This window comes from Marinobacter bohaiensis (genome assembly GCF_003258515.1).
GTDB classification, from domain to species: domain Bacteria; phylum Pseudomonadota; class Gammaproteobacteria; order Pseudomonadales; family Oleiphilaceae; genus Marinobacter_A; species Marinobacter_A bohaiensis.
On the sequence record NZ_QGEH01000004.1, the window covers coordinates 297,453 to 321,727 of the forward strand.

At 60.5% G+C, this 24,275-nt stretch carries 23 protein-coding genes and 1 tRNA gene; 5 read left to right on the forward strand and 19 right to left on the reverse strand.

The window, feature by feature from the left end; translation table 11 throughout:
- Nucleotides 1-101: 101 nt before the first annotated feature.
- Together DKK67_RS17975 and DKK67_RS17980 are read right to left on the reverse strand one after the other, a co-directional pair.
- Nucleotides 102-980, reverse strand: a complete 879-nt coding sequence (locus tag DKK67_RS17975) for a carbon-nitrogen hydrolase family protein (protein WP_111497885.1) — start codon at nucleotides 978-980, stop codon at nucleotides 102-104.
- 42 nt (nucleotides 981-1,022) lie between these two features.
- Nucleotides 1,023-2,396 carry an APC family permease gene (locus tag DKK67_RS17980; protein ID WP_111497886.1) on the reverse strand — a complete coding sequence of 458 codons (1,374 nt, stop codon included), beginning with the start codon at nucleotides 2,394-2,396 and terminating at the stop codon, nucleotides 1,023-1,025.
- A 282-nt stretch (nucleotides 2,397-2,678) separates the two neighbouring features.
- On the opposite strand from DKK67_RS17980, the gene DKK67_RS17985 reads away from it, so the two are divergent.
- The gene (locus DKK67_RS17985) at nucleotides 2,679-3,479 is read left to right on the forward strand and encodes a helix-turn-helix transcriptional regulator (RefSeq protein WP_111497887.1); all 801 of its coding nucleotides are present in this window, start codon (nucleotides 2,679-2,681) and stop codon (nucleotides 3,477-3,479) included.
- 4 nt (nucleotides 3,480-3,483) lie between these two features.
- Here DKK67_RS17985 and DKK67_RS17990 read toward each other — a convergent pair whose 3' ends face one another.
- Nucleotides 3,484-4,386 carry an alpha/beta hydrolase gene (locus DKK67_RS17990; RefSeq protein WP_111497888.1) on the reverse strand — a complete coding sequence of 301 codons (903 nt, stop codon included), beginning with the start codon at nucleotides 4,384-4,386 and terminating at the stop codon, nucleotides 3,484-3,486.
- A gap of 122 nt (nucleotides 4,387-4,508) precedes the next feature.
- On the reverse strand, nucleotides 4,509-6,263 hold the full coding sequence (locus DKK67_RS17995) for a tannase/feruloyl esterase family alpha/beta hydrolase (protein ID WP_111497947.1): 1,755 nt from the start codon (nucleotides 6,261-6,263) through the stop codon (nucleotides 4,509-4,511).
- A 304-nt stretch (nucleotides 6,264-6,567) separates the two neighbouring features.
- Here DKK67_RS17995 and DKK67_RS18000 point away from each other — a divergent pair, with 304 nt between their 5' ends.
- Entirely contained in the window at nucleotides 6,568-7,920 is a 1,353-nt protein-coding gene (locus tag DKK67_RS18000) for a DUF4397 domain-containing protein (RefSeq protein ID WP_111497889.1), read from the forward strand.
- A 140-nt stretch (nucleotides 7,921-8,060) separates the two neighbouring features.
- A tRNA-Thr gene (locus DKK67_RS18005) sits at nucleotides 8,061-8,136 on the forward strand.
- A gap of 81 nt (nucleotides 8,137-8,217) precedes the next feature.
- On the opposite strand, the gene DKK67_RS18010 is transcribed toward DKK67_RS18005, so the two are convergent.
- From DKK67_RS18010 to DKK67_RS18055, 11 genes are all read right to left on the reverse strand, one after another.
- A complete protein-coding gene (locus DKK67_RS18010; RefSeq protein ID WP_111497890.1) occupies nucleotides 8,218-9,141 on the reverse strand; it encodes a M14 family metallopeptidase in 924 nt (307 codons plus the stop codon).
- Nucleotides 9,142-9,283: 142 nt separating this feature from the next.
- Complete coding sequence (locus DKK67_RS18015; RefSeq protein ID WP_111497891.1) at nucleotides 9,284-9,577, reverse strand: hypothetical protein; 294 nt, start codon at nucleotides 9,575-9,577, stop codon at nucleotides 9,284-9,286.
- A gap of 1,018 nt (nucleotides 9,578-10,595) precedes the next feature.
- A complete protein-coding gene (locus DKK67_RS21645; protein ID WP_162628870.1) occupies nucleotides 10,596-11,501 on the reverse strand; it encodes a hypothetical protein in 906 nt (301 codons plus the stop codon).
- Nucleotides 11,502-11,614: 113 nt separating this feature from the next.
- Nucleotides 11,615-12,154, reverse strand: coding sequence for a hypothetical protein (locus DKK67_RS21650; RefSeq protein ID WP_162628871.1), 540 nt, complete (start codon nucleotides 12,152-12,154; stop codon nucleotides 11,615-11,617).
- Nucleotides 12,155-12,244: 90 nt separating this feature from the next.
- Nucleotides 12,245-12,796, reverse strand: coding sequence for a hypothetical protein (locus DKK67_RS18030; protein ID WP_111497894.1), 552 nt, complete (start codon nucleotides 12,794-12,796; stop codon nucleotides 12,245-12,247).
- 58 nt (nucleotides 12,797-12,854) lie between these two features.
- Nucleotides 12,855-13,529 (reverse strand): hypothetical protein, encoded by a 675-nt coding sequence (locus tag DKK67_RS18035; protein ID WP_111497895.1) that lies wholly within the window; start codon nucleotides 13,527-13,529, stop codon nucleotides 12,855-12,857.
- A gap of 106 nt (nucleotides 13,530-13,635) precedes the next feature.
- Nucleotides 13,636-14,136, reverse strand: coding sequence for an N-carbamoyl-L-amino acid amidohydrolase (locus tag DKK67_RS21655; RefSeq protein WP_162628872.1), 501 nt, complete (start codon nucleotides 14,134-14,136; stop codon nucleotides 13,636-13,638).
- Nucleotides 14,137-14,417: 281 nt separating this feature from the next.
- Complete coding sequence (locus DKK67_RS18040) at nucleotides 14,418-14,807, reverse strand: DUF6559 family protein (RefSeq protein ID WP_111497896.1); 390 nt, start codon at nucleotides 14,805-14,807, stop codon at nucleotides 14,418-14,420.
- A 53-nt stretch (nucleotides 14,808-14,860) separates the two neighbouring features.
- Nucleotides 14,861-15,388, reverse strand: a complete 528-nt coding sequence (locus tag DKK67_RS18045) for a DUF2569 domain-containing protein (RefSeq protein ID WP_111497897.1) — start codon at nucleotides 15,386-15,388, stop codon at nucleotides 14,861-14,863.
- A 211-nt stretch (nucleotides 15,389-15,599) separates the two neighbouring features.
- Entirely contained in the window at nucleotides 15,600-15,812 is a 213-nt protein-coding gene (locus DKK67_RS18050) for a hypothetical protein (RefSeq protein ID WP_111497898.1), read from the reverse strand.
- 1,022 nt (nucleotides 15,813-16,834) lie between these two features.
- Nucleotides 16,835-17,854, reverse strand: coding sequence for an AraC family transcriptional regulator (locus DKK67_RS18055; RefSeq protein ID WP_111497899.1), 1,020 nt, complete (start codon nucleotides 17,852-17,854; stop codon nucleotides 16,835-16,837).
- Between the two features lie 210 nt (nucleotides 17,855-18,064).
- Here DKK67_RS18055 and DKK67_RS18060 point away from each other — a divergent pair, with 210 nt between their 5' ends.
- Nucleotides 18,065-20,176, forward strand: coding sequence for a glycoside hydrolase family 3 protein (locus tag DKK67_RS18060; RefSeq protein ID WP_162628873.1), 2,112 nt, complete (start codon nucleotides 18,065-18,067; stop codon nucleotides 20,174-20,176).
- Between the two features lie 16 nt (nucleotides 20,177-20,192).
- On the opposite strand, the gene DKK67_RS18065 is transcribed toward DKK67_RS18060, so the two are convergent.
- Both DKK67_RS18065 and DKK67_RS18070 read right to left on the reverse strand, forming a co-directional pair.
- Nucleotides 20,193-21,047, reverse strand: a complete 855-nt coding sequence (locus DKK67_RS18065; RefSeq protein WP_111497901.1) for a hypothetical protein — start codon at nucleotides 21,045-21,047, stop codon at nucleotides 20,193-20,195.
- Nucleotides 21,048-21,196: 149 nt separating this feature from the next.
- Nucleotides 21,197-21,619, reverse strand: coding sequence for an Rrf2 family transcriptional regulator (locus tag DKK67_RS18070; protein ID WP_111497902.1), 423 nt, complete (start codon nucleotides 21,617-21,619; stop codon nucleotides 21,197-21,199).
- 142 nt (nucleotides 21,620-21,761) lie between these two features.
- On the opposite strand from DKK67_RS18070, the gene DKK67_RS18075 reads away from it, so the two are divergent.
- Complete coding sequence (locus DKK67_RS18075) at nucleotides 21,762-22,661, forward strand: NAD(P)/FAD-dependent oxidoreductase (RefSeq protein ID WP_111497903.1); 900 nt, start codon at nucleotides 21,762-21,764, stop codon at nucleotides 22,659-22,661.
- 51 nt (nucleotides 22,662-22,712) lie between these two features.
- Here DKK67_RS18075 and DKK67_RS18080 read toward each other — a convergent pair whose 3' ends face one another.
- Nucleotides 22,713-22,988: a hypothetical protein gene (locus DKK67_RS18080; RefSeq protein ID WP_111497904.1), complete on the reverse strand. Its 276-nt coding sequence runs from the start codon at nucleotides 22,986-22,988 to the stop codon at nucleotides 22,713-22,715.
- Nucleotides 22,989-23,151: 163 nt separating this feature from the next.
- Nucleotides 23,152-24,270 carry a toxic anion resistance protein gene (locus tag DKK67_RS18085; protein WP_111497905.1) on the reverse strand — a complete coding sequence of 373 codons (1,119 nt, stop codon included), beginning with the start codon at nucleotides 24,268-24,270 and terminating at the stop codon, nucleotides 23,152-23,154.
- Nucleotides 24,271-24,275: the final 5 nt, after the last annotated feature.

Here is a 24,275-nt window from a genome sequence, read left to right on the forward strand (position 1 = left end):
ACCCGGCCCATACTCGCCGAGCGCCCACAAAAAAGGGCGCGCTGGCCCAGGCCAGACACGCCCCGAAAGCGGTTCGCTAACGAACCGGGGACAGGAAGGGATCAGCTCAATCGTCGCGGGTCCAGACGGCCCTCGTACATGGGCAGCTCCAGCACCGGATCGTCCGTGCGGAACTGAGACCAGACGCGGTTGAGGCCGGCGGTGCCGAAGGTCCTGACCCGTTCCACCTCTTCCAGATTGAGCACGTCGGTAAGGATGCCGGCGGACGCGCCACTCATGGCGGCCCGCTCCCGGCCCTCCGGGTCCACGATCAGGCTTTGGCCGACGCCGGTGGGCTCGGCCACATTGGCGCTGACCACGAACACCTGGTTGAAGATGGCGTTGGCCTTGACCAGCACCTGTTCCTGGGCCCGGTCGCAGGTAGTGGTCGCGGCCTGGTTGATGATTACCTCGGCCCCCATCCACGCCAACTGGCGCGAGACTTCCGGGAACCAGATGTCGTAGCAGACCGCCAGACCCACCCGGCCCACGCCGGGCACCTCGAACACCTCGAAGCGCTTGCCCGGCCGGTAGGGTTCGAACGGGCGCCAGGGGAAGCACTTGCGGTACGCCGCCACCAGCTCGCCGTCCGGTGAGAACACCGGCGCCGTGTTGTAGAGGTGGCCGTCCTCGCCGCGCTCGCAGATGGTGCCCGGCAACAGCCACACGCCCAGCCTGGCGGCGATCGCCCCCAGGCGGCGAATGCGCGATCCGTTGAGCGGCTCGGCGATGCTCTCCAGCAATGCGGTGCGCTCCTCCGGTGTGCCTTCCGCCGCGCACAGATGCAGCTCGGGATAGACCACCATGCGCCTGGGCTCAAACCCCGGCCCGAAGTCGCTCAGGTGGGTGGCGATCTCGTGCTCGAATCCATCCAGGCTGGCGTCCGTCCCCGGGCGCCGTGAAGGCGCCTGGACCAGCAATATGGGCAAGTATCGGGACATACGGTTTCTCACTCTTTGTTCAAATCGGAACCGGCGGGGTGCTCAGACCGGCTCCGGCGTGCTCGAGCCGTTCTCAGGCATTTCCTCACTGAAATCCACTTCCGGCGGCTTGCGGGTGAAGAAGCGGGTCAGATGCGTCAGGTGGATCAGACCGATCGCCAGCCAGACCAGCCCCAGCACCACGGCGTGGATGTCCAGCTTGCTCATCAGCCACAGGTTCACTCCGGCACCGACCAGCGGCACGACGACCGCCTTGAGCACGCCGTACTCGGCCCGCATCGACGCATCCTTCAGATACATGACGATCACCGACACGTTGACCATGGTGAACGCGATGAAAGCACCGAAGTTGATGAACGAAGCGGCCGACAACACGTCCAGGAACAGCGCCACGACGCCGATCAAACCGGTCAGCACGATGCTGAACACCGGCGTGTGGAAGCGCGGGTGCAGCGCCCCGAAGAGCTTGCGCGGCAGGACCGCATCCCGGCCCATGGCGAACAAGAGGCGCGAGGCGGAAGCCTGGGCGGCGATACCGGAGGTGAACTGCGCCAGGATCATGCCGGCCAGGAAAATCGCGCCGAACAGATCCGCACCGATGGTTCTGGCAATCTCGAATGCGGCCGAATCGGCGTTCTCGAACACCGCCCCCGGATGCACCAACTGCGTGGTGTAACCCACCAGCACGTAGATGCCGCCGCCGATCAGCGCCGTCAGGAGGATGGCGCGGGGGATGTTGCGCCGCGGGTTGATGGTTTCCTCGGTCAGCGTGGTCACCGCATCAAAACCCAGGAAGGAGTACGCCGCCACCGCCGCACCGGCGGCAATCGTCGCAAAGCTCGAATCGGCGTTGAAGAACGGCGCCATGCTGAACAGCGCGTCGGTGCCGCCATCCATGAACACATGGCGCAGGGACAGCACCACGAAGAAGACGATGACCAGCACCTGGAACACCATCAGCAGCGAATTCACCTTCGCCGCCAGCTTGATGCCCATCACGTTGAGTACGGTAGTGATGCCGATGAAGCCCAGCAGGAACACCCAGGTGGGCACATCCGGAAATTTCGCGCCCAGGTAGGCCGCGCCGATCAACCAGATGACCATCGGCAGGAAGAAGTAGTCCAGCAGCACACCCCAGCCCACCATGAAGCCAACGCGGGAGTCGATGGTCTTGCGCACATAGGTGTAGGCGGACCCGGACACCGGAAACGCCCGGGACATCACACCGTAGCTGTACGCGGTGAACAGCATGGCGATGGTGGTGATGATGTAAGCGGTGGGCACCGAGCCCTGAGTGGTCGTCGCCACCACACCGAAGGTGCCCAGCACGATCAGCGGGGTCATGTAGGCCAGGCCAAAGAGCACCACAGCCTTGAGGGAGAGCGTTCGCTCCAGTTGAATTCTGTTATCAGACATAGCCCGTCTCCAAAATCGGTCGGGGCGTGCCGGAGCCGTCCTCGTCGTTCGAGCCGCCACCGGTCCCGCGCCCTTTTATTGGATGCCGTGCCGCGGGGTTTGGGAAGCGGCCGGCCTATTTTTCGTTATCGGGATCAACTGCTGGCCCGGACCCGGATTGCCGGCTCCAGGGCGACGCAGCTAGACTGCAATACGTAGTGATCACAGTGTCTTTAAACCGTAACGATAAGGCGCAGGGCCGAATATAACCCCAGTGTGGTATGTTTTTGAGAGCAGTCATCCGTGAGCAGATCTGACAACGACCGGGCCCTGGCCCAGGCCATCCACACCCTGGGCACGCCGGATTTCATGGGCGCCTACGCGGCGCTGGTCCGCACCCGTGCGGCCTTCGACAACCTCATTGTCATCGCCTACCACGGCGAACAGCAGCCGGCGGTGCTCTACCGGGAATTCACCGACCCCATCGTCTACCTGCCCATGGACAGCGACTACCTGGGCGGCGCCTACCTGCTGGATCCGTTCTACCACCAGCACCGAAAGGGGGATAACCGGGGCATCCTGCGCCTGCGGGACGTTGCGCCCGACCATTTCCGCCGCACGCAGTACTACAAGACCTACTACCAGCAGACCACCCTGCTCGACGAGATCGCCGTGTTCGCCACCCTGTCCGAACGCGTGACGCTGACCGCCTGCCTCGGGCGCGACCGGTCGAGCGGCGCCCCCTTCAGCAAACGCGAGCGGCAGGCGTTGCAGGACATGGAACAGACATTGAGCGCGCTGCTGGAGACCCACTGGCGAGACTACCAGCCCGAGGCCGCCGCGGCGGACCAGCCACCACCGGTGCGCGACCGGCTGCGCGACGCCCTCAAGCGCCAGCACGACATCAAGCTCAGCCCGCGCCAGGCGGAAGTCGCGCTGTTCATCCTGCGCGGCCATTCCTCCCTGTCCATCAGCCTGCACCTGGAGGTCAGCCAACAGACGGTCAAGGTGTTCCGCCGCCAGCTTTACGCCAAGTGCGGCATTTCCTCCCAGGCGGAACTGTTCGCCCTGATGATGCCGCTGCTATCGGCTCTGTCAGATTGAGGCCCTAAGGCTGGGCCAGTACCGGCTCAGCGGCCTCCGGCACCAGCGTGCGATAGAGGAACTGCACGCCCGCATCAACCGCCCCCTGCCCGGTCAGGAACGAGGCGATGTGCCCGCGCCAGCGCAGGATCATCATTTCCGTGGGTACGCCTTCCGATGCCAGCGCGGCCTGGAAATCCGTGGCGTGATCCACCGGCACCAGCCCGTCCCAGGAACCGTGGTAGAGGAAGAACGGCGGCGCGGTGTCGGTAATATGAGTGACCGGTGACGCCGCGGCATAACGCGCCGGCACCTCCGCCATGGTCCCGCCCAGCAACTGTTCCACCAGCCGCCCGGAACCGAACTTGCGCAGATCGCTGGGCGTGCCACCGGCGACCACGGCGGCCAATCGGGTCTGCGGGCCGCCGTAGGGTCGATCCAGCTCACCGCCTTCCGCCGCAACCAGCGCCAGCAGGCTGACCAGGTGGGCGCCGGAGGAATAGCCGAAACCGGCCACCCGGCCAGTGTCGATGTCCAGGTCATCGGCCTGGCGGTGCAGCCAGTGCATCGCCTGCTGCAGATCCTGCAACTGGGCCGGGAAGCGATGGTCCGGCGTGAAACGGTAATCGATGTTCATCACCGCAAAACCATGGCCCGCCAGGGTCTCGGCGATGTCCGTCATGTCCGCCCGGGAGCGATTGGTCCAGCCACCGCCGTGCACCGTCAGCACCGCCGGATGCGGCCCCGCGCCTTGCGGCCGGTAGATGTCGGCGTACAGCGGCTCCGGCCAGTCCGGCGGGGAATAACGCACCGACGCCTCCACGGTCCAGTTCGTCTCGGGCAGGGGGACCGGTTGTCCGGGGGCATTCAGGTGGCTGGCACAGCCGGTGACGATCAGGCCCAGCAAGACCGGGATCAGAGCTTTCATGGGTTCTCCCGTTGGGCAGCGGATGGGTTCCGGCTGCGTCCGTTGTGCTCTGAAATACGGGGAGAACGTGGGGATGGATGCCCGCCCGGCGGCGCCAACCGTGCGCAACCGGGCGGCCTGTCTCACCGCTCGCGCGGCTCGTAGGGCATGTAGAAATCGCTGCCGGCCCAGTCCGGCATGGGCACGGCGTTGAGCGCATCGCCACGCTCGAAACTGGCGGCGTCGTTCTCGTCGCCTTCACCCGTGTAGGCGGCTACGTCCGGATAGGGGTAGATCGGGCGACTGCGCTCAGGGACGTCCGCAGACGACGTCAGCATCGGCGGCGGTCCGTCCGCCATGGGACCGTGACCGTCCCGGCCGGCTCCCGGTGGCTTACCCGGGCGCGGGCCCTTGCCCGCTTTACCTTCACCCATATGGGGCTGGCCGAAATCGCTGGCCTGTTCGCTGGCGCTCTGGCGGGTGACGATGGCGTCCGGTGCCTGGCCATTCTCCACCCACGTCATCATCGGCGTCAGCAGGTCGACCTGGCTCGGCCCTTCACCCTGGCCACAATGGTAGACACCCGGCAGCAGGTAGAGCCGTTCAAAGGCCTCGGCCTGCGCCTCGCCCATCTGCGACTGCACCGCCTGGTGATAGGCGATGGTATTGAGCGGCGAGATGTGCGGATCGGCCAGCCCATGCCAGAGAATCAGTTTGCCGCCCTGCCCCGCGAATGCGGACAGGTCCGGGTTGGTGGCGTCGTACAACGGGTGCCGGGCGCGCAGGCGGTTGAAGGTGGCCAGGTCGAAGCGCAGGTCATCCAGAGTGAATGCCTCGCCCGGCGACTCGTCGAACGCCAGGTAGCGCAACGCCGGCAGGGCCGCCATGCGGCTCATCACCTGGCCGTCGGCGCTGGTCGGCACGTAGACACCGGCCCAGGCCAGCTCGGATCCATACAGCGGCTGCCCGGCGGTCAGGTGCGTGCCGGTGTCTGCGTCCACTGGCCCCTGGTAGAACTGGCTGGCCACACGCGCCTCGGCGGGGGTCAGGCAATCGCGGGTGTCCGTGACGTCGTCCGGGCAGACCACGCTGGCCGGATCGAAATCGCACTGCAGCGGTGCCGAAATCAGCCCATCGCTGAGTCCGTCCAGATCGTCGCAGGCCGCAACCACCGCCCGGTGCAGCACCGGCAGCCGGTCCGCCAGCAGGATGGCGTTGCCGTCGTCATCCCGGTTCACGGTTGCCTGCCAGCCGTGATACAGCGTGTTCTGGACCTGGAAGTTCATGGCCGGGGCGCCAGCAATGATGCCGTCGAAATCGTCCGGATACCGCTGGGCTTCCACCAGGGCTTCGCGGCCGCCGTCCGAACAGCCGTTGAAATAGGCGTACTCGGGTGACTGGCCGTAGTAGGCGCGGATCAGTCGCTTGGCGGTATCGGCCGTCAGGTGCTGGGCGCGGTAGGCGAAGTCCGCCCGCTTCTGTGGATCCAGCCCAAACTCGCCGCCATTGCCGTCATGGCCCATGTTGGTACTGCCCAGGACGAAACCGCCGTTGGCGAGCACCTGGCAGCCGTCGGAGGCTCCCGAGCGCATGGAAATACGACCGCACAGCCCGCCGCAGCCCAGTTGCATGTAACGCTGGGTCCAGGTCTCACGCGGCAGCAACACCCGGAACTCGATGGCCGGCGCCAGGGTGCCCGACACGGCACAGACCGGCACGCCGTCATTGGTGGTATCCACCGCCGCGGTGACGCGACTGCCCTTGCCCCCGATATGGACCAGGTCGGTATTGATCAGGCTGGTGCACGCCACCGCCGGTTTGACTCTCGCCAGGTCTGCCGGCCCGGTCGATGCCTGCGCGGCCGACACCCCAAACAGCAGCCCCAGCAGCCCGATAATCGCCGGCCAACGCCGGTTGCCTTTGCACAGATTCACGCAAACAACTCCCTTCTCCCGATCCAGAAACCGCCGGCGGCGAGCCGGCAACAGACGGTTCCTATGTTAGTCAAAGACAGGCGCGGACTGGGCGGGGCGGGTGTAAAAGTTGTGTAAGGAGCGTTTCCCGGCATCGCAGGACAACGCCAAAAGGCGGTCCTTTATAAAGCTGGCCCTTTCTATTCCAACATTGTTGAACAATCTGCAAAGCCATCGATCCCGCCCGCTCGTAACGATCCTTGCAATCTCACATCATGAGGACAACAAGATGACGAACGCTGCAAGGTTGCTTTTGATCTCCCTGTTCTCCGTTGCCCTGGCTGGCTGTTTCGATGGTGACAACGACGATGACACCGCCGACCTGGTGGTGCTCCATGCCGCTGCCGACGCACCCAACGTCAACGTCCGGGGCGGGGGCGGCACGCTGTTCAGTGACGTGCCTTTCAAAAGCGGTGGCGAACGGGGAATCGAAGAAGGAACCTACAACCTGTCCGTAGACGCCCGGCTGCCGGGCGATCAGACCACGACGGTCATCCGCCCGACGGAAGTGAGGTTCCGTGATGGCATCCGCTACTACGCGGCGGCCGTCGGTACCGTGGGCGCGGGGGGCCCGACCCTGCTGCTGGTGAAACAGACCGACACCGACGCCTCCGACGGCAACGCGCAGGTCCAGGTGGCGCATCTGGCGTCCGCTGCGCCCACCGTCGACATCTACGTCACCGCGCCCGGCGACGACCTGGGCAGCGCCTCGCCCATCGCGACACTGACGTTCCAGGACGTCACCGATCCGGTGGAAGTGCCGGCCGGCGACTACCGCATTCGCGTCACCCCGCAAGGCAGCGCCACCGTGGTGTTCGACAGCGGCACCGTGGCACTGGCTGACGACCAGGAACTGTTCATCGGCGCCGTGGACAACACCAACTTCGGTGACTCCCCGATCAGCCTGATCGTTGAAGACGACGGCGACGTGTCCGAGATCGTCGATGCCGATGCAACCGCCGGCGTACGCGCGGTTCACAACTCCTACGACGCGCCCGACGTGGACCTCTACGTCGACACCGTGCTGGCCGCCGAAGACCTCGCCTTCCCCAACGCCTTCCCGGGCTCCGGCAACGACCCGGACACCGACTACGCCGACCTGCCCGCTGGCACCACCAACATCGGCGTCACCGCGGCGAACGACCCTAATGTCGTGGCGGACGCCGATCTGGACCTGGTGGGCGGGCAGGCCTACACCGTGCTGGCCGCCAATGCCGTATCCAGCCTGGAACTGCTGCCCTACGAGGACGACAACCGCAGCATCGCCACCGCCGCCAAACTGCGGGTGATCCACGGCGCGGCCATGGCGCCCAACGTGGACGTGTACGCCGTGGCGCAAGGCAACGCCTGCCCGGGCAATGCGGATCCGCTGCTGTCGGACGTGCCCTATCAGACCAGTTCGGGGTATCTGGAAGTGGCCGCCGCTGACTACACCGTCTGCGTGACCGTTGCGGGCACCGGCACCGTCGCCATCGGCCCGGTGGATATCAGCCTGGTGGCGGGTGGCGTCTACACCGTCGTCGCCCGTGAAGTGGCCGGTGATGGCAGTAGCTTTACCCTCACGACCCTTGGCGATTTCTGAGGGACCCGACCCCGGACCGCGTTGGCGTCCGGGGTCTTTTTCCAGCTTCAAGCACGCCGCGGCGCCCTTCCCTCACCTCTTGTCAACGCCCTGAAAACTGAGTAAAAATCAGGCTATCCGCATTATGGCGTCACCGACGTGCCGGGATAGCTCAGTCGGTAGAGCAGGGCATTCGTAATGCTCAGGTCGCAGGTTCGACTCCTGTTCCCGGCACCATTTCCTGATTTTCCGTTCTCAGGTCCCCATCTCGTTCGTCTGCGCCGGAGAGGGCTCGCGTTCTACGGTAACCGCCCTTCCCTAACGGTGTTCCAGCGCGTAGTCGATCGCCGCACACACCGCAGCGGCCTGCGCCGCGTTGCATTGATCGGGCGTCACACGCGGGCTGTCGGGATAGACCTCGGTGGTGGTCTTGTGGAGCGCGGGGGTCAGGCCGGCGCACAGGCCCAGTTGCTTGAGTGGGTATTGGATCACGCCTCGTGCGGCCACCGCGGAACCAAAAATCTCGCCGCTGTCGTCGGCCGGCGCGATATGGGTGATCGGCTCCACCGCATCGATCACAGCCTGCTGGAATGCGGGATTCGGATTCGCGCTGTCATCGACCAGATAGAAGCCATCAGGAATCGCGCCCGGCTTGAAGGGCTTGCCGTCCCGGGCCGCCAGGGCGGGACGAAACTCGGATTCGTCGGTATCGGTGGTCTCGTGCAAGTCGATGTGCATCAGCACACGATCACGGACGGGCGCCACCAGTTGCATGAGCGCCGCCGACTCTCCCGCCGGGCTGTCTTCGCGGAACGAGCGGTTGGGGTCGACCGCGTTCGCGTTCCAGCGGTGGATGCGCTCATAGGCCCAGGGGCTGACGCATGGGGCAACCAATAGGTTGACGCGCCCCGCGTAAGCCGCCGCATGCTGATCGACGAAGCGCAATGCGCCCTGCACGCCGCTGGTTTCATAACCGTGCACGCCGCCTGTGACCAGCATGACCGGCAGATCGTCACGCCAATCGCGACTCCGGATCGCCATCAGCGGGTACTGATCGGCGCCATAGTCCAGGTGCCCGTACTCTTCCACGTCGAAGCGCGAACGCAGGCCCTCGATCACACTCAATACCTCGGATTCGTAGCTGCGCTGACGGGTCTGTCGCGACAACCACTCGGCGCGTTCTGCCTCGCCCCAGGGCGTGCCGGGCGTACCGATGGGATAAGGCGTGGGGGCTGAGCTCATAGGGTTTCTCTCCGGTGGGGGTCTGTGCGGGTGGGTATTCTAGGATCGACGATCACCGCTGGGAATAGGGGCTGACGTGGCGTTGATGCGGTTATCCAGGGCCGCCGGCAGAAAGTAGCGCTGTCCCAGCTTTCCGTTACGATCACTCTTCAAGCTCATGCAGATGTCGGAGCCCTTCTTTCCTGAACCAATGCCCTGCAAAGAAACCAATGATCAAAAACCCAATGATAAGCAACTGGGTAGACCCAGACAGAGCACCTAGAATCTCAAATATCGAGGAAAGATCGGTTTGATTGAGGAATACGATTTCCAGAATCGCGGCCAGAGGCACGACCGTAAAGAGAAGGATGATGCTCTTAAATATCGACACGCCGACATCAATCAGCGTCCTACCAAATGCCTCTCTTGCCATCGGATTATAGTCATCTGGTTTCATGGATTCTCCTGCACTCGTAACGTTCCTGTTCAGAGGTGCCCATGAAGCGTAGCAAAAAGGTCATCCGGCGGAGAGCCCTACAGTCCAGAACGAACTGGAACTATGGGTTAAAGATCAGTGCGAGCAACGAGGCAACAGCCACAACCACCCACCACAGTCCATAAAGCTCTAGCAGCTTGGAAACAGCAGAATTGTTATAGCGTTCGTTACGTTGGGTAGCCTCATTCCAAAAGGTGCTGAAGTTCGTCCACGCCCAAAGTGGGCTGGCTTTCATCTCATAACCATGTTTGCGGAACTCAGCCCTAATTTGAACGGCCGTCACAACAGACCAAAGAGAGCACCCGATGAGGATTGTGATAAAGATATAGTCCGTCATCTACCTTGATTTAACGCGAAGCTAAGCGGCGTGCTTTAGTGCGTCCGGTGTAGGTCTAACGGACCGAAACGTACATGAGCGATTGGTTACACGGCTTTCAGCGATACGCACAAGGTCAAACATCCGTTCCCTTTGCACTAGCCATAGAGCTTCAAAAATATAGATGGGAGAGGAAATTAATGCCTGCACACTGAATGGGAGCTGACCTATCCCTTTCAGCGGACCTAAAACAATAAGCAAGAGATAGACTGCAAAGACAGATAAAAAGAGAAGAAGCAACGCATAGGTTCGAACAATGCTCAATGTGACACTGTGATGTCCCCGCGCACTGTCAATTAGCTTTCTTCTCGATCTCCACCGATTCACCCTCAAACGCGTACGAGATTTTTTCGAAATGAGTGAAGCGAGGCCGATCAGGTACTCGCCAAGCGTAGAGAGACGCTTCGCAAACATAGCGCCCAAAACGGTAACAACGAGACTTACCAATACAGCTGGTTCAAACAGAACTTCCATATTCACCTTTTCCGATACCTGTAGCGCCTTGCTCAATTGCGCAGCGGTTGTAGTGGATTTTTGTGCGACAATGAGCGTAGCGAATGCACAAAAAGAAACGTAGACCTCTGCGTCAATTGGAGAAATTTGTTACATTTTTTTTCTAACGAACTCTCTATACTCTGACTTGCTTTTGTCATCACTCAGAGCTTTTTCGAGCTTCATCAAATTGGCTTTTTCTAGCAACGCCACACCGTATTTTAGAATTTCTTCTGATTCCTTGATCTTTCGCTCGACTTCGGATGACCAGCCGGACCAGTGCTTGAGTTCGGAATCGGACGCATCATCTAGGTTTAACTCTTCGATTGCCTTAAATCCCTCCTCCAAGTCTATGATTAGACGTTCACGCAAGTCATTTTCTTTGTAGAGAAAAGGCAGACCGCTTAAGTAATCAACTTTTTCTTCTATGTAGTACGGCCTAGGAAGACTTTTTCCTTGAATCGCCTCCAAATCTTCAACCTCTTGCTTGCTGGCGATCCTATCTTTAGTAATATCAGTATTCCTAGACCTCACCACCCTGGATAATATTTTGACAGCTTCTTCAGGGCATCCTGAGGTGTTTTTTAGCAGCAGGTTTGCTTTTCTATATACCGCATCTGCACCAAAAGGTCCGGATCTAAGCTTATTAACTGCTTCTTTGTGTTGGTCAATAAATATGAGAAAACTACCGATGATGTCTCGATATGTTTTTATTCTAATTTCTGTTTCTAGAGTTTTTGACAGTTCTTCAAATTCAACACCAAAGTGATTTCTCCCGCAGTTTCTACCAATGTTTGTTATCGGCCCCGTTTTTGTCGTAACTATATAACCCTTTCCATGAGGTGTATGACAGCTAGACAGTCCGCACTTTATATAGTCTTTGAAGATATAGCGCCCAATAATTTCCTTTAGCTCGTACTCTTTGGGATCTATATCTTTAGTGAAGCCAGGCAACTCCTCAATTTCTTGCCAAGTCTCAACTTTGATCAGCCCTCTTTCCGTGTTCAAGGTGATCATAGGGTTTCCTCAATTTAAAATGTAACGCCAGCCATAAGCGGCGCCCTGACAAGGGCGTCCGGTGGAGGGCCAAAGGCCCGGAACGACCTTAATGGCATTGTTAAATGAATTATTCACAGCAAGCCTGCAAGGGCGATGACGGTTGTAACAGCAAAAGCTACGAAGCCCCAGAAGTATGGCCGTCGTTTGAATTCGTTGGATAAGAAGTTTTCTAACCGCTCGAATAAATTTTTAGGCGCCGGATTTTTCACCGGCATTTCAGAAATCCGTAATGCACAAATCATTGATGCCTGAGCGGGATCATGAATGCTACCAGTGTAAATGTGCCCGGCACTCGAGCCATCGTCGTTCATCTGTGTTGCGATAGGTCCTGAGGCGAACAAACCCGAGTATTGGCGTAATGCTTCATACCACCGTTCTTCTGGCGACAAAATACCCAGAACAGCCTCACTCAGTTCCTCAGGCTGTATCTCCGAAAGCTTGACGCCAGCCAATGAGCACAATTTTTCAAACTCTCTCAATTTTGGACTAACTGGAACACCGGCGAGTCGATAATAGGTGCCGGCAGCGCCCCATTGATAATCGATACGGACGAACCTAAGTGCCTCCTCACAAGCTTGAAATTCCTTTCGTAAATCTTGCCAGCTCAACATGAAGCCATTTCCATTTAACGCTTGCAGCATGCGCGCCCGCGAAATGGAGCCGAAGGCGCAATGTAGTGGGCGTCGCCGTGCCTGCACTGGTTAGGTCCTAGCATGCGACTGAATAATTCCGTTGCAGACGTAAAGGCAATTTCGAACAGTGCTATCAACTTTTTCGAAGAAGTCATCGTTGAGAACCTGCTCCTTATGCCCTCCACTGTAATACTGAAGCACATAGCCATCATGCTGATCATGGAGTACTTGTCCATGGGCAAATGCATTTCTCCACAACATTAGTTTGTTTAAGTCTGCCTTCAGGCTTTTAATCTTTTCGCGCCCCAACAACTTAAACTCTTCTAGGAGACGCGTGAAAACCCGACGTTTAAATGAGAATGAGAAGTCGGAGGTTCCCATGATCTCACTCACGAAGAAATCTCTGTAGTTGCGATTCTGGCCTGTCTCAGTAAAAAGGATCTTGCTGACCGCCTCAATAATTCGGTCCTCGATCATCACCATCGCGGAAAGTATTTCAGTGCCATTTTTCTCTATTACAGCCATCTCATCGACCAAGCTTGAAGGCCGTCTTTGCAGCGGGTCTGGGCGATCAAGATCTAAGCGAAGAGTGATGGCCTTCGGGAATTTCAGCTCTTTCATATAAACCTAACGCCTGCAGCAGGGGCGCGACGTCAGGAGCGTCCCTTGCCTGCTTTGGTTAGGTAAACAGTTCAGGATCATCTTGAATGAGCTGCCTTCCAAGGTCACGTGCTGCTTCTTCCAAAGCTGTTAATGCTCGCAAAACTTGCTGGTAATAGTCAGAGTATCGATCTAGGTGAACAGCGTTGGGAATTGGTAACGGAACTCCCTGCGATCTCTGATCTGCAAGGTACTTCATGCCCTCAACCAACCACTTTTGGAATTCCGCATGGGCGATTTGGAATTGTGCATGCACCTGATCAAATTCAGGAAAGTAGAGCTTTTGAAGCATAGTGGCGGTCGAGAATGCCGATTTTTCGTAATCAACTTTCGAGTTGAAAAGTTTCTCATTCATTTCCCTTGATAAATTTTCCGACGCCTCGATTGCCTTAGCTACATAACATTCAAGTTTTTCACGGCGAAGGGTTTCAATAGCATGTCGCCTATTGAGAGTATGATCTAACTTACCCCGAATCGACTCAGTGATCTCTGTAGTGTCTTTCAACTGCTGTTTGATTAGATCAAAGTCCGCTGCAATCGCTTTGTGCTCGCCTCTCCTACCGAAATAAGAGCTGAGGAAAGCACCAACTGCGCCCGAGACCAGGGTGAGCAGGCCAATAGAGAGGAAATAAGGCCAAGAGCGACTCAGCGTCTCTGAAGATATGGCCGAAGCCAATGCCTGAATATCATCCATGTGTATTCTTACCTAACGCCCGCAGCAACCGCAGCTTTGTAGTGGAGCCGCAGGCGCAACGGAAAAGCTGTCGGATTGCCTGCGATTGTTAGGGCGTGACTTAGCGCTACCCACCTTTAATTGCCGCTCCGACAAATACACCAACCAATGAGGACAACACGCCGATGACCACCGGCACCCACCATCGAAGCTCCTTACGACGAACAACTGCTTGAGTTTGTAGCTTCACTGCTACATCTATTAATGCAAGGATTTGTTCGGAGGACAGAGGCAAACGGGAGATATGAGACCTATTGTCTTTCGGCAATGCCTTGAATTGCTCTACCGTAATTACTTCTTCAGTCTGTGTGTTATAAACTCTAGGTTGAGCGCGCCGAACGACTAGTGACTGAAAATCGTCATCGCCTATACCGGCCCGAAAAAATTCGGGATGCTCATTAAAAATGGATTGCCAGTCATTCGCGCTCTTTGGCTTTTCGCCGAGCAAATTAGCCCATGACTCTACCTTGCGTCCCGAATACCTATATGTACCCATTACCTGGATTGCAGCGATTACATCAGCAAGCCTATGTTGATGAGCAAGGTAAGGGGATTGTTTCTCAATCATGACTTGTCCTGTTGTGAGCCCTAACAGCAATTAGACCGCGTTCCGCGATATCGAATAACCGTGCGTTCTCGATAATGTCGCCCTACGGGCGGTTTCGGAACGGCCGTTAATCCCATTTAAACAACACCTTAGCGTCTCGTCGCTAACAGCGCCATGTATTCGTTTGACGTCTTCTTTTCGTGTTTTCAATATAACTGTATAAAAACAGGCCATCGCAAACCGCGCCACATACCCAGAGCCAGAACCGAGTTCCCCGGCGCGGATGTCCTCAACTTTCCGATTCAATCCGCCGCCCCCACCGCCCACGGACGCGCTCCATCAGCCGGTCGACCACCGCGCCAACGGCTTGTTTTGACGAGCCCGAGAACATCGTGCGCCCGGTAGCTGTCGCGGCCGTGGAAATAGCGCTTTGCCATCTCGGCGCGCAGGCTGTCCAGGAATGTCTGACTCAGGCGCAGGTTGACGGTGTTGCGGGACGCTTCGTGTCGGTACAGGGCCACGGCGTAGGCGAGGTACTGGGTGTTGAGGTGGATGGCCACCAGGGTTTTCTGGATCTGGGGAACGGTGTACTGCTCGCGCAGGCCGTAGCGGCTGCGCAGCGCTGGTCCGAGTAGGGTGATGTAGTGGTCAACCATCCGGTTGCGGCGATAGCGGTTCATCCAGTCGAGCATCGTTTTACGCGTCCTTGCTCAACGTTCTTCCCTGACCTCTCCGGCCTTGCCTCCTACCGATAACCCACGGCCTCGGCGTCCGGCTCGTAGTCGTCCTCCGGCCTCCAGGCCACAAACGTCCGCGCCACGCGGCGGGAGCGTTTCATGTAGGGGATCCACACCAGCGCGGTGACGGCGGCGGTGGTCAGGGATACGAGGGTGACGGGTGACAGCAGCACGCCATCGTGGCGGGTCAGATGATGGACCCAGACATCCAGCGGGACGAACAGCAGTTGGAGCATGAGGAACACGCGGAAAAGCCGGGGGAACAGGTAGTGCCGGGCGAAGAACAGATAGATCTGGAACAGCGAGACCAGCAACAGGAGGCCGCCGAGGACGATCTCGCTGACCAGCAGCGGCGCGCGGAACGGATCGTGGAGCACGCCCATGCGCTGGATCAGCGCCGTCCACTGGCCATCGGTGACGATAGCGCCGTACAGGGGCAGCACCGACAGCGTCGGCAACACCGGCGCCACCAGGACGGCCAGTCCCACAAGAATCAGCCACCCACCGAGTGCGTGGCGTTTTGCGTCCCTGCTCATTGGCTTCCCATCGATTCGTCAGCGGCCCGAACCGGGCGTCGCAGCCCCGTCCACCACGCTCAAGGCTGTCCGCGCGTTCAAGATAGTTCGAATGATGGCTTCATGCTGCGATTAACGATTCTTAATGTAAATCGAGCAGACGTAAACTAATGAAAAACCTGTCGGGAAATATCAGGAAAAGCCTTCATCGTCTGAACCACGGCTCAACAGGTCAGCTCACGCCCAGCCGGTCCAGGTAGTGCTGCAGCTCCGGCTCGCTCATATCGAGATGCTCCAGCACGCGGCCGTAGAGCATGGCGGAGGGCACATTGCGGCCGCCCAGTTCGCGCTGGGTCTCGTGCAGCACGTAGAGGATGATGCGCTCGGTCCGGGTCAGGCCGTCGCGAACGTCGGGAATGGTGTCGAGGATGTCCCGGGGATCCATGGGCAAGGCTCCGTCAATGGGTCCGATCAAGCGTGATGGAGGCCAATCACGATGCGGTGGATAAAGTATGGTGGATTCCCGCCCGGTGGACAACGCGCATTGTTCAGCCCCTGAACGGCATTGGCGATTTATCGGTCATCGCCCGAAATGCCTTTTTAGACAGGCCTTTAACGACGCTCTTACGCCCTTCCCCACACAGTTATCCACGGATTGTGGGGATAACATGGCGGGGTTGGCACCGAACACGGGCCGCTCGGTGGGGCCTGGGTTATTCACCGTGGAAAACCCACACCAGTGCACAGGAAACAACCGGACCCGACCGACGGAGACGGGAATTTATACCCAGGGCCCGCGCGATGATCATTTAACAGACAGGATCTATTTTTCTAACGATAACAGTTAATTAACCGACCTCTCCTCGAACTCCTCACACAGTTATCCACGGTTTGTGGGGATAAACCGCCGCCAAGTGACTGATCCTCAGGGCCTACACCCCATCCGGTCATAACGTGGGAAAAATCCCCGTCTGGTGGTCGCAATTGATCGGATGCTGATCTGTTCGCCGGCGGAAACGCCGTTTTCCACAATCCGTCAGGCCTGTTTATACCCAGTCGGCGCGCCTTGGCCAATAACCGTACAAGTCCTGAAAAATCATAAAAAACAGAAGATTATACGACTTCCCCTCGCACTCCTCACACACTTATCCACGGATTGTGGGGATAAACGGATCGCGCCGGTTTATCCCTCGCCCCACCTGTGAAATACCGACGAACCACGCTGCCGGCGGAGAAAAACGCAACACAAGTGCACGAATAAATATCAGAGACACAACGACCGCCGGCGAGAATGCCCGCAATGGGACGACGGTTTATACCCAGCCCCGGAAAACTGGCCAATTATCAGGCATTATTCGCCACGCCCTGCGCCCCAACGCTTCCAGCGGATCATCCTCGCCTTCCTCACACAGTTATCCACGGATCGTGGGGATAAAGCCGAGCCGTCACGCACCGGTGAACAACCGCTCAGACGACGCCGCAATCCGGCGTGCGGACGCGGGCCCGATAGGCCGTGGGCGAGCATCCGAACCACTGGCTGAAGGCGCGCTGGAAGCTGTTGGGCGAGACGTATCCCAGTGCTTCGCCGATCTCGCTGACCGGCAGGCTGGAGTGCACCAGGTGCTGGATCGCCAGCTCCTTGCGCACCTCGTTCAGCACCTGGTTGAAGGCGGTGCCCTCGTCCCGCAAACGTCTGGCCAGGGTCCAGCGGCTCATGTTCAGGGCATCGCCCACGTGGACCATATCGGCACGTCCCTGGGGCAGCAGCTCACGCACCAGCGAGCGCACCGGACCGGACAGGCCTTGCGCCGTATCCAGCTGCAGCAGGGCCTGCTGTGCCTGGCTGACCAGTAAGCCCTGGATCGCCGGGTTGTGGCCGTCCGCCGACGCGGCCAGCAGAGCCCGGTCGAACACGATGGCGTTGGCCGGCTGCCCGAAATGGACCGGCGCCTGGAACAGGTCGTCATACAGCACGCCATAGTCCGGCCGGGCGTGGCGCATGTGGACCGCCAGCCCGGGCACAACGCCGCCCAGGTAGCGCCGCAGCAGGTGATGGACGATGGACAGGTTGGCCTCGGCGTCGTGCGGGGCGCGGGTGAGCTGGTCCGGCAGGTACTGCAGCGCCGCACGCTCGCCACTGCGGTGCAGCCGATAGGCGTCGGGCTCGCCCCACAGGTCATGGAAGCGCACCAGGTGCTGGAACGCCTCCTCCAGGGTTGGGCTGTTCAGGAACACAGCGCTGAGGATGCTGGTATCCAGCACCGTGGCGCGACTTTCCGGGAGCAGGCAGTACTCCGGCGGCAGGTAATCGCCCGCCAACTCGAACATCGCCCAGGCCTGGTGCGCCGGGACAAAAGGACAGGCGGTGCGAAAACAGGCCGGATCGAGGCCGGTCCGCTGCCGGATACGGTCCTCGCTGGCGCCGGCGCGCACGGCGTCGTCGTAAACCGGCGCCACCAGTTGGGTGGAAATTTTTTGGTGAGTCATGGGTGGAAGATCCGTCTTCTTGTCGTTGTTGTGGTCTGTATTCGCGTCAGGATGCGTCGATCGTGGCGACAGGGCGTCGTCACCTGCCCCCGGATGCGCACTGGCTGCTCCCAACTGCGATTGTTGGCCGGCCGGACGCTGCCTAGCATCGTTTTTCGGGTACCCGGCTCTTTATCCAACGCCAACAAGAATAGACAGAGGACCGATTCCATGAACACAGGACCATCGACTACCCCGTTCCAGAGACGGCGCGGCGTCTCGCGCACGTCCGCCCATCCTGCATTTCCGAGGGCGGGCTTCACCCGCCTTTCCACACTGTCTGTCGTGGCCCTCGCCGCGCTGGCCGGCTGTAAGGACAACAGCGGCGACACCGACTACGAGCAACCGGAACTGGGGGCGGAAACCGTCAGCCTGATCGACGTCGACGATTACCAGTTCAAGGATATGAACGCCAACGGCACGCTGGATCCTTACGAGGACTGGCGCCTGGGCGCCGACGAGCGGGCTGACGATCTGGTGGCGCGCATGACCCTGGCGGAAAAAGCCGGTGCCATGCTGCACATCAACATGGACAGCGACGGCACCGAGGCCTACACCCTGACCCGCATCGAGCAGTTTGCCGGGGCCGGTGTGAGCCGCCGCAACGACGCACCGGCCGAGTACATCGACTACACCAACCGCGTCCAGGCCGCCGCCGAAAACACCCGCCTGAGCATCCCCTTCGCCATCAGCACCGACCCGCGCAGCCATGTGGGTGACAGCCAGTACGGCGTCAGCCTGTTGCAGGAAGGGCTGACCCAGTGGCCCCAGCCGGCCGGCTTCGGCGCCATCGCCATGGGCGACGAGGCGGCGGGTCTGGAAATGACCGAGGAGGCCGGTGAGGTGATCCGCGAGGAATACCGTGCCCTGGGCATCCAGGTGGCCCTGCATCCGCAGGTGGACCTGCCCACCGAGCCCCGCTGGGGCCGCATCATGGGCAATTTCGCCACCGAGGACGCCACCCTCACCGGCAAACTGGGCGCCGCCTACGTGCGCGGCCTGCAGGGGGACGAGCTGGACGACGACAGCGTCGCGGCCATGGCCAAGCACTTCTCCGGCGGCGGCCCGCAGGAGGACGGCATCGACGCCCACCTGGAACAGGGCAAACGCCAGGTCTATCCGGGCGACAACTTTGAATACCACAAGGTGCCGTTCGAGGCCCTGATCGAAAACAACGTGGCCTCGATCATGCCCTACTACGGCATTCCCGTGGACCAGACTTCCGAGAACGTGGGCATGGGCTTCAACCGCGACATCATCACCGGGCAACTGCGCCGGGAGATGGGCTACGACGGCATCGTCTGCACGGACTGGGGCATCATCAGCGATTCCGAATCCCTGGGCGGCTTCATCGGCATGCCCTGGGGCGTGGAGGGCCTCAGCCAGGCTGAGCGGGTGGCCAAGGCGCTCAACGCCGGCGTCGACCAGTTCGGCGGGTTGGACGATCCCCAGCCGATCCTCGATGCGGTGGATCAGGAACTGGTCACCGAGGAGCGCCTGGACCGATCGCTCCGCAAACTGCTGGCGCAGAAAATGACGCTGGGACTGTTCGAGAATCCCTATGTGGATGCCGCCGAGGTCGACCAGCACATCGGCCAGCACCAGGACCTCGCCGACCAGGCGCAGATCCAATCCACCGTGTTGCTGAAGAACGACAACACCCTGCCCGTCGCCACCGCGCGTGCGGACACGAGGGTCTACATCGACGGCATGACCGCCGCCGAGGTCAGTGAACTGGGGGTAACCGGAACCGACGACGTCGCCAGTGCGGATATCGCCATCGTGCGGGTCGCCGCGCCCTACTCCGTGGTGCCGGGCCTGGGCATCTCCGCCGCCAACGCCATCTTCCAGATGCCCGGCGGGCCACTGGTGTACGGCCCCTACGATGGCCTGAGCAGCGAGCTGAGCCAGTACACCATCTACGACGAGGACGACAATCTGGTCACCGACCCGAGCACCTACCAGGCCGCCAACTACGACGACCTGACCCGCATCCAGGACGTGGTCGCCAATAAAGGGAGCGCCACGCGCGTGATCGTGGACGTCTACATGGGCCGCCCGGCGATCCTGACCGAGTTTATCGACGACGTGGACGCGGTCTTCGCCAGCTTCGGCAGCAGCGACGCCAACCTGCTGCAACTGGTGTTCGGCGATGCCAGCCCCACCGGCAAGCTGCCGTTCGAGCTGCCGTCGTCGATGGAAGCGGTCGAGGCGCAATATGAGGATGTGCCCTACGACTCAGCGGATCCGCTGTTCGATTATGGATACGGCCTGAGTTACTGATCCGGCGCCATACGCCTCAACGCCGGAGTACCGAATCGTGCCAGTATCGGTCAGGAATGTAGTCGATACTGGCCCGGTTCTCCGGCGTCTCCAGCCAGATCACCTCGCGCCGGTCGAAATCGGCCAGCCGGAGGCTTTCACGAATGATCGGATCGCTCTCGAACAACGCCATGAAGCGGCCGTTCTCATAGGCGTTGACCAGGCCCTGCACCAGGATCCGTTGGAGATCCTGGCGATCGCCGGGCACATAGAGGAAGTAGTCAAACCGGAACGCCAGCGCGACACCCGGGACAATGGCAAAGTTTTCCCGCCCCGGGACCGACAGCTCCACGAACACTTCCTGCACGCCACGATGGAAGACGTCGAAACGCTTACGGGCCAGCATCGCCCACAGGTTCTCATAGTGCCCAAGCACCAGATCAATGCCGTTCTGCCACAGGATGGAGTTCTCCGGCCAGGCGTAACCCGACCCGATTTGCAGGGGCAAAAGGCTCTCGAGGGAATGGATGTTCGACAATTCGTCGAGCCGGTCTTCCCGCACCACCATCAGCCGGTAGCCAAGCAGGCCCCGGGTCAGCGGGATGCTGACGGGCAGCAGTGTTTGCTCCAGTGACGGATCGTAACCGCCGACCCCCAGATTGATGCCCTGGTAGCCACTTTCCAGCATTTCCACCCAGCGTTTGGTCGAGACAACCGGCAATTCAACCACTTCCAGCTCGTGGTCGCCCGGCGCGTTATCCAGGGCCAGACGAATCGCCGCCAGTTCGTACTGGAAGTCGTGGGTCGCCGGCAAACCAAACCTGAAAAGCTCGGCCCGGGTGGGCGAGCTGACCATCAGTATCACTGCAAAAACCAGAAGGATTCTGGCCATCGTTCACCGTACCTGCGCGGAAGGCGCCTGCTGACTCTGTTGTCGGAACCAGTATAGCGCCCGCGCAAGGCATGCCCGGAGACGTCAATGCCCAGCCCAACCGCTACCGGGTTGTACGCCGGTAAAGCCGGGTCGGATCGATGGCGCGATCAGCCTTCGCCGCGACGGGAGCGGAATTGCAGCCGGTCCAGCGTCACCTGTCGGAACCGCTCCAGCAGCAGCGCTTCCGCTTCTTCCAGCACGTCGTCGATAGCGGTGTTGACCGCCGCCTCGATGGGGCAGCCGGTATGCTCGTCGGTCAGGCCGATGGTAAATACGGAGCTGTCGCCCAGGGCGCGGTGGATATCGTAGAGGGTGATGTCCGCCAGCGGCATGGCCAGCGACCAGCCGCCACCGTGCCCCTTCACCGAGCTGACGTAACCTGCCTTGCGCAGCAGTGCCATGGTGCGACGCACGACAACCGGGTTGGTGTTGAGCATCCCGGCGATCGTTTCCGAGGTGGCGGGTCCGGCAAGCTGGTCCATATGGACGAGCACATGAAGCACCCGGGACAGGCGGCTGTCTTTTCTCATGGCGGTTGGTTGCTCTGGCTGCAGGGCGATCGAAGCGTGGGTCAGACCTTATCACGTAACTTTTAATGTTTCATGTGTTGCGATCGCACCCAGCATCACGTAACAATAAAAGTTACTTAAAGTCCGAAACGGAGAACGAACCATGCAAGCAGATGCCATCATCGTCGGCGGCAGTTTTGCGGGACTTTCGGCCGCGATGCAGTTAGCCCGGGGCCAGCGACCCATCGTGGTGATCGACGCGGGACAGCCCCGCAACCGGTTCGCCGACGCGTCCCATGGCTTCTTCGGGCTCGACGGCGCCACGCCCGCCACCATCCGGAGCACCGCCCTGGAACAGCTCGGCCACTACCCCACGGTGCGGATCATCGAAGGCGAGGCAACCCAGGCTGACGCGCAGGAAGGCGGCTTTGCGGTCCGGCTGACCAACGGAGAGACCGCCACCGGCCGTAAACTCATCCTCGCCACCGGCCTGCGCGACGAGCTGCCGGACCTGCCCGGCCTGGTCGAGCGCTGGGGCAAAACCGTGATCCACTGCCCCTACTGCCACGGCTACGAGTACCGCAACCGGAACCTGGGCGTGCTGGCCACCGGCCCCATGTCGCCGCACCAGGCCAGCATCATCCCGGACTGGGGACCGACCACCTACTTCACCCAGGGCACATTCACGCCTGACGATGAACAGCGAGCGCTTCTGGAGCGCCGGGGTGTCACGTTGGAGACCACACCGGTGGTCGAAATCCTCGGCGATGCCCCAGCCATCACCGGCGTGCGCCTGGCCGACGGCCGCGTCATTGAGCTCGAAGCCCTGTTCCTGGGGCCCAGATCGCATATGGCCAGTTCCCTGGCGGAACAGCTGGGCTGCGCCTTCGAGGAGGGCCCAGCCGGCGCCGTGGTGCAGGTGGACGACTTCAAGCAGACCAGCGTGCCGGGCGTCTATGCGGCGGGGGACATGTCCAACAAGATGCAGAACGCGACCTTTGCGTCGGCGTCGGGTGTGATGGCGGGGGTGAGCGTGCATCGGGCGCTGATGCTGGAGACGTGACGGCCCCATGCGCCGCTGAATCCGGCCGGCACGTGAACACGTGCCGGTCCGCTACGGACACTCGGCACGACAGGTCGTGGCTGAAACGGCGCACACCGATCGGGCGTTCATGAACCGGTCTTCGCACACCACGTTCATCGTCTCGACCGCGTTGGCGTCAATGCAAGTCAAGCGACTGAACTGGCTCGACGCTCTGCATTCGAGAAATTGCGCGTCACAGCGCTCAAAGCAGTCCGCCGGACCGCTTTGAAGGGTGCCGCCCGCGCAGCCGGTCAGGGCGATCAGGCCCGCCACGCTGCAGGTGAAGCAGATTCGATGGCCATTCACGCTGCTCTCCTCTACTCTAGAGTCCGTCAAACAACCCGCACGCTTTCGATACCCCTCAGTTTAGTCGGCGTTGGCGTGGTCCGGGGCCGGGCGCACTCAGCATCTGCCGATAAAAAAGCCGCGCCCGTAGGCGCGGCTTCAAGTCAACGATGAACGGCTGTGATCAGTTCGAGCGCAGCGCTTCCTTCAGGGAGGATTCGCACTGCACCAGACGCTGCTCGGCGTCGGCCCGTTTTTCCCGGCCTTCCTGGGCAAGCTGGAGGCTCTCGTTAATCGCGTCGATGAGCGTCTGGTTGGATTTCTCGATCGATTCGATGTCGAAGATGCCCCGCTCCATCTCCTTGCGAACCGCCGCGTTGGACTCCTTGAGGTTGGTCGCGTTGGCCTCCAGCAACTGGTTGTTCATGTCCGACACCGCTTTCTGGGTTTCGGCGGCGTTGCGCGTGTTGGCCATGGCGATGGACTGGGCAATCTGCACGTGCCACAGGCTCAGCGTGTTGACCAGGGAGCTGTTCATCTTGTTGATCAGCGCCTTGTCGTTCTCCTGCGTCATCATGATGGTCGGCAGGAACTGCATTGTGGTCTGGCGGGTCAGCTTGAGATCGTGGACTTTACGTTCCAGATCCGTGGCAGCGGCCTGGACTTCACGCAGGCGCTGGGCCGCCATCATGTCGTCGGAGGCCTCCGCGTCGGCCTGCAGCTTCGGGATCTCGACCTCGTTGACTTCCTTCAGGCGCACCTCACCGGCGGCAATGAAGTATTCCAGCTCCTCATAATGCTCGACGACGCCGTCGTAGAGCTTCTCAAGCATGCCGACGTCCTTGCTGAGCGTCATGATCTCTTTTTCGAGCTTGCGCTCGATGGCGTTCACCTGGGACTCGATGCTCTCGAACTGCTGGATGAACTTCGCCAGGGGTTCAATGGCGCCGAACAGCTTCCGGAAGAAACCCGGCGACTTGCCGTCTTTCAGATCCGACGTATCCAGGCCGCGAACCTGCACCAGCATGTCGTTCAGGAGCGCGCCGGCCGGGCCCGCATCCTTGTTCTTGACGCCACCGATCATGTCTTTGGACAGCGCCGCCATCCTGGACTGCTGGGCGGAGCCGAAGACGATGATCGACTGGGAATCGTCGAGATCGATCTGGTTCTTGAGCTCGTCGATACGTGCCTGCTTTTCCGCGTCCATGCCGTCCTGCCCGGCGACCAGCTGGTTGTTCTCATCCAGCAGGCCGGCCGAGCCGGCTGCCTTGGATTCGGTCATGCTTACCGCTTGGGATTCCATATTGC